General features: G+C 55.3%; 7 protein-coding genes. 3 read left to right on the top strand and 4 right to left on the bottom strand.

What is annotated here, in order from left to right; all coding sequences use genetic code 11:
- From B3F49_RS06880 to B3F49_RS06865, 4 genes are all read right to left on the bottom strand, one after another.
- On the bottom strand, window positions 1-521 hold a 521-nt coding region (locus B3F49_RS06880; RefSeq protein ID WP_414712512.1), incomplete at its 3' end, for a carbohydrate ABC transporter permease.
- A 10-nt stretch (window positions 522-531) separates the two neighbouring features.
- Window positions 532-1455, bottom strand: coding sequence for an ABC transporter permease (locus B3F49_RS06875; RefSeq protein WP_293910000.1), 924 nt, complete (start codon window positions 1453-1455; stop codon window positions 532-534).
- A gap of 11 nt (window positions 1456-1466) precedes the next feature.
- A complete protein-coding gene (locus tag B3F49_RS06870; RefSeq protein ID WP_293909998.1) occupies window positions 1467-3560 on the bottom strand; it encodes a glycoside hydrolase family 3 C-terminal domain-containing protein in 2094 nt (697 codons plus the stop codon).
- A gap of 81 nt (window positions 3561-3641) precedes the next feature.
- Window positions 3642-5120 carry an extracellular solute-binding protein gene (locus B3F49_RS06865; protein ID WP_293909996.1) on the bottom strand — a complete coding sequence of 493 codons (1479 nt, stop codon included), beginning with the start codon at window positions 5118-5120 and terminating at the stop codon, window positions 3642-3644.
- Window positions 5121-5294: 174 nt separating this feature from the next.
- Between B3F49_RS06865 and B3F49_RS06860 the strand changes: the two genes are divergently transcribed.
- The 3 genes from B3F49_RS06860 to B3F49_RS06850 all read left to right on the top strand — a co-directional run.
- Window positions 5295-6131 carry an AraC family transcriptional regulator gene (locus B3F49_RS06860; protein WP_293909994.1) on the top strand — a complete coding sequence of 279 codons (837 nt, stop codon included), beginning with the start codon at window positions 5295-5297 and terminating at the stop codon, window positions 6129-6131.
- A 100-nt stretch (window positions 6132-6231) separates the two neighbouring features.
- A complete protein-coding gene (locus tag B3F49_RS06855) occupies window positions 6232-7521 on the top strand; it encodes a Gfo/Idh/MocA family protein (RefSeq protein WP_293909992.1) in 1290 nt (429 codons plus the stop codon).
- Window positions 7522-7539: 18 nt separating this feature from the next.
- Window positions 7540-8953 (top strand): hypothetical protein (locus B3F49_RS06850; RefSeq protein ID WP_293909990.1); only part of this gene is annotated, 1414 nt, incomplete at its 3' end.

Below are 8953 nucleotides of genomic sequence, written 5' to 3'. Positions count from 1 at the left end.
AGCGAGACCGGGATGCTGGTCATATAGTTCTTGATGATGATCAGGTTGAATGTCGAGACCGCCACCGGAAATATGATCGCACCCATGCTGTTGATGAGTCCAAGCGATCGCACAACAATATAGAAAGGCATGATGCCCGCATCGAATACCATCGTGAACACAATCGCCTTCATGATGATCGACCTGCCCACCAGATGCTTCTGCGCCAAGGCAAATCCCATCGGAACGGTGATCAGCATCGAGAGGACGGTACCCAGGAAGGCGACAAACAAGGAGTTCTTGAAGGCCCCCATGTAGCCGCTGTTCAGCACGCGCCAGTAGTTCTGCAGTGTGAATGAGCGGGGCCAGAGCAGATAGTCGGCTCCCATGACATCGATGTCCTTGGCCACCGAGGTGATGAGGACGTTCCAGATCGGAATGATGAATATCAGGCAGATGAAAGCCAAAAGGAGGGTGTTTATCACCCGGAAGAGTTTGCGTCCTGAACTTTCGCGTATGGTGGTGGGTTTGACCTGTTTCATGTTCATCCTCCTACAGAATCGGTTCGTCGAGGAACCGGGCGCTGATCTTGTTGGTCGTGAGTACCAACGTCAAGCTGACTATCGAGGTAAACATACCCACGGCGATCGAGTATCCCAAGTCACCGGCGAGCACCCCTTCACGGAACACGTAGGTCTGCAGTACGTCTGCCACGTCGTAGACGGCGGCGTTGTACATGACCAGCACCTGCTCGAATATCAGAAGCACATGGCTGAGGTTCAGCAGCAGCATTGTTACGATGGTCGAGCGGATGCCCGGAATCGTTACATGCCACAGCCGTCCCCAGTGGCCGGCCCCGTCGATGGTGGCAGCCTCGTAGAGCTCAGGCTGCACCGTCGTCAGGCTCGCCACATAGATGACCGCCCCGTACCCCATCTGCCGCCAGATATAGGAGCTGATCAGGACCGGGCGGAAGAACTTCGCGCTTGCCATGAAGTAGATCGGCTCGCCCCCGAACCTGGTGATGATATTATTGACCAATCCGGTGGAAGGGGAGAGCAGGTTGACAAAAATGCTTCCCACGACAACCCAGCTGAAGAAGTAGGGGATGTAGATGAGAAACTGGATGAACCGCTTGGACTTCACACTCTTCAGCTCATTGATCATCAGGGCGACGATGAGGGGGGCGGGGAAGTAGAAGACGATGTTTGCCAGGCTGATGATCAGGGTATTGCGGAATGCATTCCAGAAAATCGTAGAAGATAGCAGGCGCTGGAAGTTTTCCAGTCCCACAAACGAAACCTTTGAGCGGAATCCATAGTCGGTGAATCCAAGGCTCAGCCCCAGAAGGGGAAGGTATTTGAACAACAGGTACCAAACCAAGCCCGGCAGGAGCATCAGAAGCAGGAACTTCTGGCTCTTCAGCCGTGTCCATAGCGGTGGTTTCGTACGAATAACGAGGGGTTTGTCTGCCATCACATCTCTCCTTATCGAATACAACGGAGTATTGCAGGTTTGTCGGCGCCAAGGTGCATGCTGTGCTCATCCGGCTGGCTCGAACCTGCATACAGGGTATAAGGACCGCGCACAGGATGGCGGATTCCTTGTTCATCAACGGCTGTGAATCGCCGTGCATCTATGCGCACGTGTACCAATTTCTCCTCTCCCCTTTGAAGCGCCAGGCTTTTCATGCCGCAAAGCACGGGGTGGAGGGGAAGATCGGGGCCTTCCATCTTCAGGTAGAGCTGCACTACCGTCCTCGATGCAACAGTGGAGGTGTTGCGAACCGAAACCGTAACAGTTACACCACCTAGTGCGGTTTCTTCTGCCTGCAAGCCATCAAAACAGAAGGTAGCATAACTGAGACCGAAGCCGAAGGGATAGAGTACATCGCTGTGCTCACTATAGCGATAGGTCCGATGCTGCATTGAATAGTCGGTGAAGGAGGGAAGATCGGCCTCGGCCTTGTAGAAAGTCACCGGCAGCTTGCCCGACGGACTGAACGCGCCATAGAGCAGGTGTGCTATCGCACGTCCGCCTTCCTGGCCGGGGTACCAAGCCTGGATGAGCGCCTTCACATTGGGATACTGCTCGATCTCGGGGTCGAGACTGCCGCCGCTGAGCAGGACCACGATGATTGGCTTGCCCGTCTCGGCCACTGCCTTCAGTAGTTTTCTTTGGCACAACGGAAGCCTCAAGTCATCCTTGTCCCCCGCCCAACCGCCGTTGCCGTCATCGTGCATCTCACCTTCGACCGACTCGTTCAGGCCCAGGCAAAGAACTACGGTATCGCTGGCCTTGGCCATGAACACAGCCTCTGAAAGTCTGTCGTCCTCCTTGGCCAGCCGCTCAACTTTATTCTTTGTCAGGCCCGAGCCCTCGCTGTAGAGAATCCTGGCATACTCTTGGGTATACTCGCGCAGTCCCTCAAGAATCGTGACATACCTGCTTGAGGTGCCATGGTAGTTGCCCAACAGCGCCTCGCGGCTGTTGGCATTCGGCCCGATGACCGCAAGCGTACCGGCATGCTTTTTCAAAGGAAGCAAATCATCGTTCTTCAACAGAACCAGCGAGCGGCAGGAAGCCTCATAGGCGAGCAGGGCATGCTCCTCACCATCCAAGCTTTCAATGCCCAAAGTGTCGTAGACGGTCTGCTGGTCGAACTGCCCCAGCTTGAAGCGGGTGGTCATCACCCTCACTGCGGCCTCTTTGACCTGTTCACGGGTGATCAAGCCCTTCTGGAAAGCTTTCTCCAGGCTCTGGTATTCACAGCCGCAGGCAAGGTCGCATCCCCGCTTCAGAGCAAGAGCCGCCGACTCCTCTTCGTTTTTGGTGACCTTGTGGTTGAGATGAAAGTCGCGGATTGCCCAGCAGTCGGAGATGTACATACCTTCAAAGCCCCATTCGCCTCTGAGCTTGTGCTGCATGAGGTAAGCGTTTGCACAACACGGCTCACCGTTGAGGGCGCTGTATGCGCCCATTACCGCATCGACGTTTGCCTCCTTCACAGCCGCCTCAAAGGCAGGAAGGTAGGTCTCTTCCAAGTCTTTCTTGGTTACTATCGCATTAAAGCCATGCCTGAGCGGCTCAGGTCCACTGTGGGCGGCAAAGTGCTTGACGCAGGAGGCGGTCTTGAGAACGGAACCACTACCCTGCAGTCCCTTGATGAAGGCCACTGCCAGGCGCTCGGTCAAATACGGGTCCTCACCGAAAGTTTCCTGCCCGCGTCCCCAGCGGGGGTCGCGAAAGATGTTGATATTCGGCGACCAGACGGTAAGTCCCTTGTAGATGTCACGGTCGCCTTCGGCTTTGTACAGGTTGTATTTTGCCCGTTGTTCGGTTGAGACAACCGAAGCAACAGCATACAAGAACTCATCATCGAAGAGGGCGGCAAGACCGATCGCCTGGGGGAAGACGGTGGCTGTTCCACTGCGTGCGGCACCATGCAGGCCTTCGTTCCACCAGTTGTAGGCAAGGATGCCGAGCCGCTCGATGGCAGGGGCGTCGTGACGCAGCTGGCTTATCATCTCAGGTAGTGTCATCTGTTCCACCAACGTATGAGCTCTCTCTTTTGCTGTCATGCAATCCTCTTCACAGCCAATCCAAAGAATCGGTTTCCAGAATACCCGGAAACCGATAAACAGTCGTTGTTCGCGTTTCGCTTAGCGAGTTGCGTTCAGTTCCTCAAGAATCTTCGGTCCGTTGATCGACTTCCAGAAGTTCTCATATTCGGCCATGCCCTGTTCGAGGGAGACGGTTCCGACGATGATCTTCGTGGCGATGGACTCGCGGGTGCTCTTGATCGAGGGAGCGACGCGGTCGTAGGCGATCGAAACACCGACGGGGACATCGGCGGCATGGTTCGGACCGAGGTTGCCTGCCATTGCCTTGATGTGCTCGATCTGCTTGGGCAGACCCTGCTCGAGAGCCGGGTTGAGAGCGAAGGCAAGGTTGTTGATATCGATGTCGATGAACGAGTCGCTGAGGTAGTTGAGCGTATACTTGTATCCACTGTTGGCTGCCTTGGCGGTGGGCACGATGTTCCTGTTTGCATCGAGTGTGTAGTGCTTGCCCTCAAGACCGATGCCGAAGAATGCCGGGTAGACCTCGGGATCGGTGACGATGGTCTCAAGAACTTTTACCGCTGCATCAGGGTACTTGGTCTTGGAAGAGACGACGAAGGCTGTTTGGGTGGCCTCGTTGAGGCTTCCACCGAATCCCTCGGGTCCTACAATCTTATACACCAGGTGCATCTCGGTGTACTTGTTTGCGGCTGTGGTGTTCTGTACATAGTTGATGTAGTTGGTGACATAGTCGATGGAGGAAGCAGCCTGGCCGGTATAGGTCTTCTCACGCATGCCGCTGTTCTCGGTGGTGATGAACTCCTGGTTCAAGATGCCGTCCACATACAGCTGGCGAAGGTAGGCCAGGGCGTTTTTCATCTCTTGGGTCTGGAAGCCGTCGACAAAGACTCCATCCTGAATATAGACACCACCCCAGGCGCCGAAGGAGTTGTAGAAGAACTGGAAGTTGTCCACCCACTTGGGGAAGTTGAAGGGAATGATTCCCTTGCCGACGAACTTTGCCATCTCGGTGCGGAACTCTTCGGTGGTCGGTGTATTGGAAAGCTTGACGCCATACTGCTCCATCAGGTCCTTGCGGATGAAGATGGCCTTGCTCTTGGGATAGTTGTAGGGAACAAAGTAGGTCTTGCCATCGATCTGCAGGTCCTTGAACAGGTTGGGATCGAGCTTGGAAAGAGCGGGACTGTTCTTGATGTAGTCGGTCAAGTCAAGAATCTGCTCACGGGCGACCATGGTCGGGATCTTCGTCATGGCCTGGGCTACGACGAACAGGTCGGGGATGTCGCCGCTGTTGACCAGCGTGGCGAGCTTGTCTGTGTAGGATGCAAGCGGTGGGATGATGGGATTGATCTTGGTTCCCGTCTTCGATTCGATCAGGGCGGTAATGGCACCCTGAAGCTCGGCATCGGTACTCAGACCGTAGGTGTTGTCGGCAGTAGCGAGCGTAATGGTCGGTGTCTCGGCTACGCCGCTCTCTTTCTGTCCCGCAGCCACGACGGCACTCAGACAGAGCAGCAGGGTTGTAATGGTAAGCAGCAAACGCTTGTTGTTCGACATAAGATTCCTCCTCTCTAGTTTTCTCACATTGAGCAGTTGTAGGTAGTATAGGGGTGCTTTTTTCTCAAGTCGTTAGCAGAAAGGGAGAAATTGTTATACTTTTTCGTAGATACGGACTTGTTCTCATCTGCCTATATTTTATAGGATGTTTACACCAACGAAAGGAGAACAGCCATGTACGTGCGTATTACCTCATCGGGAAGGTTTTATTATAAGGAAGGGGAGGGCAAGAGCGAGCACCATCATCAGGATGACTATCAGATCCAGCTCGTCTACGCCGGCAAGGCCCGCAACTATTTCGACGGTCAGCCCTACGACTTGGAGAGCGGTGACATCGTCTTCTGCCGCAAAGGCCGCTACCACGCCTTCAGTGCAACCAGCAAGGAAGGGGTGAAGATGCTTGAGGTGAAATTCACCTCGGACGATGAGAGTGTTGCGGAAGTTCTCGGCTCGATCGACACCAAGTTCGGCGATCGGGAGAACCAAATTTATACGCTGCTGTCACGCATTGTTCTGGAAGGCCAACGTAAAGCCTTGCATTATCGGTCGATGTCCTCGGCTCTTTTGATGGAGTGCCTGCTCTCCATGAACCGCCTGTGCCTCGAGCACTCCCTGCCCATTTATGAATCGAACCCGATTCACCAGTTGCGACGCTCTTCCTTGGCGACCAAAAGCGAGGTGCTCGACAGTGTCGATGCCTACATAAACAGCCATATCGGCACTTCCTTCAGCCTCTCCCAAATGGCTGCCGAGTGCGGCTACAACCAGGACTACCTCTACCGGGTGATCAAGAAGCTGACAAGCCTGTCGGCGATCAAGTACATCAACCTGGTCAAGTTCGAACGCTCGCTCTCCCTCATCCAGAACACCGAGCTGTCGCTCAGTGAAATCGGGTGGAACCTGGGTTTTGAGAACCTGCAATACTTCTCCCGCTTTTTCAAGCAGCATGGAGGCATCGCTCCCTCTGAGTATATCGAGAAGGTGAGGCGTACCACCCGTACCGACTACTAATCTACGAAAAAGGATAACTTCTCTGGGCATTCTGCCAACGACAAACACGGTCCGAGGACGTATACTTTTGTGCAAACAGAGTATGAACGGGAGGTGTGTCATGGGGAAAAAGCGGTATGCACAGGTCGGGACCGGAGGCAGGGCCCGCATGTTCTACGAAGCGATCGCCATGCGGTATCAAAACAGCAGCAGCTTGGTGGCCTTTTGTGATATGAGTCAGGTGCGGATGGACTTTTCCAATAAAATCCTGGTTGAGAAGTGCAACCACCGTCCGGTTCCCACCTACAAGCATACCGAGTTCGACCGCATGATAGACGAGCAGAAGCCCGATGTAGTCATCGTCACCACCGTCGACCGCACCCACGACCAGTATATCATCCGGGCGATGGAGAAGGGCTGCGATGTCATTTGCGAGAAGCCCATCACCACCGACAACGAGAAGGGCCAGGCCATTCTGGATGCACAGAAGCGCTACGGCAGATCCATTCGTGTCACCTTCAACTACCGCTATGCCCCCCACCACTCGAAGGTCCGCGAGCTTATTGCAAGCGGTGTAATCGGAGAGGTGTACTCCGTTCACTTCGAGTGGCTGCTCAATACCGAACACGGGGCCGACTACTACCGCCGCTGGCACCGCAACAAGGTCAACAGCGGAGGCCTTCTGGTCCACAAGTCCACCCACCATTTCGATTTGGTCAACTTCTGGCTGGGCACCCAACCCAAGACCGTCTTCGCCTTCGGGGCGTTGAACTTCTATGGGCAGGCTGCCGCAATGAAGCGGGGTGTTGAGAAGTTTTATGCACGCTGTCACGGCAGCGAGGCCGCCAAGGGCGACCCGTTTGCCATCGACATGGAGAGCAACCCCACCCTCAAGGGACTCTACCTCGATGCCGAGGCTGAGAGCGGCTACATCCGCGACCGTTCCGTCTTTTCCGATGACATCAGCATTGAGGATACAATGGCCGTGCTGGTGAAGTACAAGAGCGGTGCGATGCTCTCCTACTCGCTGAACTCCTACCTGCCCTGGGAGGGTTTCAATGTTGCAATCAACGGTAGCAAGGGCCGTATCGAGTATACCGCCCTCGAGCGGCCGTATATCAACGCCGGGGGCAAGCAGTGCGACGAGGGTGCGACGGTTTTCCACAAGGTCCGGGTCTGCCCGCTCTTGGACACTCCCTATGAGGTGGCTGTCCCGACCAAGGAAGGCGGCCATGGCGGAGGCGATCCGGCCATGCTGGATGATATCTTTTTGGACAACCCTCCCTTCGATCCACTGAAGCGCAGTGCCGACCACACCGACGGCCTGCGCTCGATTCTCACCGGCATTGCAGCCAACAAGAGCATTGCCAGCGGTCTTCCCGTAGATGTTGACACCCTCCTTCACTGGTAGGGAAACAGGAGCTTATTCGTGTACGACGTAACGTTATTTTCAGAAGATTTCTCCTCCTTCCCCCTGGGACCGTTTCCCTACGACAGTGAGCATTCGGCCATGGGCGAGTACCACTACTTCCCCGAAGCCGGGTACAAGGGACAATGGCACGACCCCATCGCCAACTACAACTACAAGGGTCCGTCCTGGGTGGTGACCAACCCCCTGTTGGACGGTGTTCGCATGATGGAGCTCTCCCGCATCCAGGAGCCGGTGGAGAAGACCACCCTTCCCACCCTGGTCTCAGGCGACACAAGGTGGCAGGACTACCAACTCTCTGTCAGGCTGCGCCCGCTCTCCAAGGATCTATTCACCGGGGTGCTGGTACGGTACCAGACGAGCCTGAGGCACTACGGGGTGTTCTTCACCAAGGAGGGGCTTGAGGTACAGAAGGTCGATCTTACCGAGCGCACCATTCTCAAGAAGGCGGCAGTTGGTTGGTCGACGGCGGAGTATCAGGACCTCACGGTCACCACAAAAGGAAATGTGATAACCGTAAGCCTGAACGGACAACAAGTGCTGATCGTAGAGGACGAACGCTATACCCATGGGGCCATTGCCCTGTGTGGCTGCATGCCCACCCAGTATGCAGCTCTTGAGGTGAAGGCCACCCATGCTGAACAGGACAGGCTCAAAAAGGAAGAGGCAGAAGAGCAGAAGCGCATCCAAGAGAAGCGAATGCTCCATCCACAGCTTAAGGCTGACAGGAAGATAGATCTCAGAGACTTCGGAGCCGGCCGGCAGATTCGCTTCGGCCACCTCACCGGGACGAATGAGCTCTTCTTCGTCATGGCTCAAAACCAGAGGCGGGTTTATAAGGACCGCTATCCGGTTATCAGCTGCCTGACGGCGGTGAGCTTGGAGACGGGCAAGGTGTTGTGGCAGCTTGGTGAACCGAGAGAGGACGCGGATGTGGTGCAGCTTACCACCGATCTTCCCTTCCAGGTCTACGACATCGACAACGATGGTGTTGACGAAGTCATCGCCTCGTGGGACTTCAAGCTCTTCATCCTCGATGGCAGGACCGGAGCGGTGAAGCAGCAGATGAGTACGCCGATCAACGAACAGCCGGCCGATGAGCTGTGCGGTGTGGAGTTCGGCCACCATGCCTTCGAGCATCTGAATGTCGATGCGATCAGGATTGTGAATGTGACCGGCAAGAACAGGCCTTCGGACCTCCTGATCAAGGATCGGTATGCACGGCTTTGGGTCTATGACGACCAGTTCAACCTGGTCTGGAAATTCACCCACAACAATACCGGCCACTTCCCCTATGCCTACGACTTCAATGGCGACGGCAAGGATGAGATTTTCAGCTGCTACAATATGATCGACTCTGATGGGAACCTGCTGTGGGAGCTGCCGATTTCCATCGACCATACCGATGAGATCG

Origin of the sequence: Sphaerochaeta sp. UBA5836 (assembly GCF_002432845.1) — a bacterium.
Taxonomy (GTDB): Bacteria; Spirochaetota; Spirochaetia; order Sphaerochaetales; family Sphaerochaetaceae; genus Sphaerochaeta.
The sequence above is the reverse complement of the archived record's forward strand: the minus strand, read 5'-3'. Positions and strand labels throughout refer to the sequence as shown.